Source organism: uncultured Campylobacter sp., assembly GCF_938018035.1.
Lineage (GTDB): Bacteria > Campylobacterota > Campylobacteria > Campylobacterales > Campylobacteraceae > Campylobacter_B.
The window spans coordinates 1-1,378 of the sequence record NZ_CALIJF010000134.1 but is presented as its reverse complement, the minus strand read 5'-3'; the positions used below and the strand labels follow the sequence as shown (position 1 = coordinate 1,378).

The following is a 1,378-nucleotide window of genomic DNA, read 5'->3' as shown; positions in this document are numbered from 1 at the left end:
AGGGCGCGGACGAGGAGATCATCCAGGAGGGCACGAAGAAGCTTCAGGAGATCAACGAGGCGTATAAAATTTTAAAGGAGCGCTTCGGCGAGAAGTAGGGCGAGCAAATTTTAAAATTTGAGGGCGTAAAACGCCTTGAAATTTTAATGTAGGGCTTGCGATACGGCGGCAAGGTGCGGCGAAAGATTAGAATTTAAGGAGCGATAAATGAAAAATTTTATAGTTTTTGCCGTTTTGGCGGCACTGCTTGGAGGATGCGCGATATTGCGTCCGACTAAGAGCGATAAGGAGTTTAAATTTTACGACGGCAACAAAACCGTGATCTATAAATTTGCCGGCGAGGATCTGTATGAAAACGGCAAAAATTTAGGCGTGTATTCTATAGATAGAAACGAGTTTAGGATGCTTGTGCTCGATGAAGCGGGCAAGTCTTACGGCAATAACTATAAGTCCGCACTGAATGCCAAGCGGATGAAATTTTATCTTTTTAACGACGAAAGGGCAATGGTATTTAGCATTTGGCACAAAGATGGGATTTGCAGCGTCTATAACGCCGGCAGATACGTAAATTTCGACTATATTTCAAATATGTTAAAAGACGGCGATTGGCTTTATGCGGACGGCAAAATTTCAAAAAGCGAGAGCTCGGTGCAAAATATGAGCTCAAAAACGTTGAGTGCATATAAAAATATGAATTTTGAAAAAGCGGTCGATCGCAAAGATACGAAATATATTGCGGAGGAGTTGGCTGTGGCTGGATTTTTCAAAAAGACGATCGATGGTCTTAAAACCATGATCTTAGACGATTTTTGCAGATAAACTTCGAGGGAGTTATGGATAAAATTAAAATTTTAGCGCTGCTTGCGGCGGTCGCGCTGTTTGCGGGTTGTATGAAGGTAAAGTATTCGCAAGCCGAGCTGCATCCGGAAAATTCCGTGATGATGAGCTACGACGGGCAGACCGTCACCGAGTATAAAATTTCAGGCGGCATGCTTTTAAAAGATGACGCGATCTTAGGAAGATATGAAAAGGAGGGCTCTAATCTCTATCTATTTACGGACGAAAGAGGAATCGGCACGGCTAAGGATCAAATTTCGCAAAGAGCTCTAAATAAATTTACGATCTACGTTTTTACGCCCAATAAAGAGCTGCGAATCGCCGAGTATTCCGCGAGCGGCGGCGTTTGCAAGACCTTTGCGGAGGGCAAATTCGTAAATCTAAAAGAGCACTTTAGCGGCTACGCTTCCTCCGCGCCGCTTTATTCATACTCGTTTTCGGCTTCGGTGTCGCAAAGCTCCAGCGCAAACGTGATCTCACGTTACGAATACGTGAGCTCAAGTCTAAAAAATAGTAGAGCGTTTTTGCAAAGCCCGCATAC

At 44.0% G+C, this 1,378-nt stretch carries 2 protein-coding genes; both read left to right on the top strand.

Going from position 1 to position 1,378, the window contains the following annotated elements; all coding sequences use genetic code 11:
* Positions 1–207: 207 nt before the first annotated feature.
* Positions 208–819 carry a hypothetical protein gene (locus Q0257_RS04030; protein WP_298021849.1) on the top strand — a complete coding sequence of 204 codons (612 nt, stop codon included), beginning with the start codon at positions 208–210 and terminating at the stop codon, positions 817–819.
* A 14-nt stretch (positions 820–833) separates the two neighbouring features.
* A partial coding sequence (locus tag Q0257_RS04025; protein ID WP_298021846.1) for a hypothetical protein occupies positions 834–1,378 on the top strand: 545 nt, incomplete at its 3' end.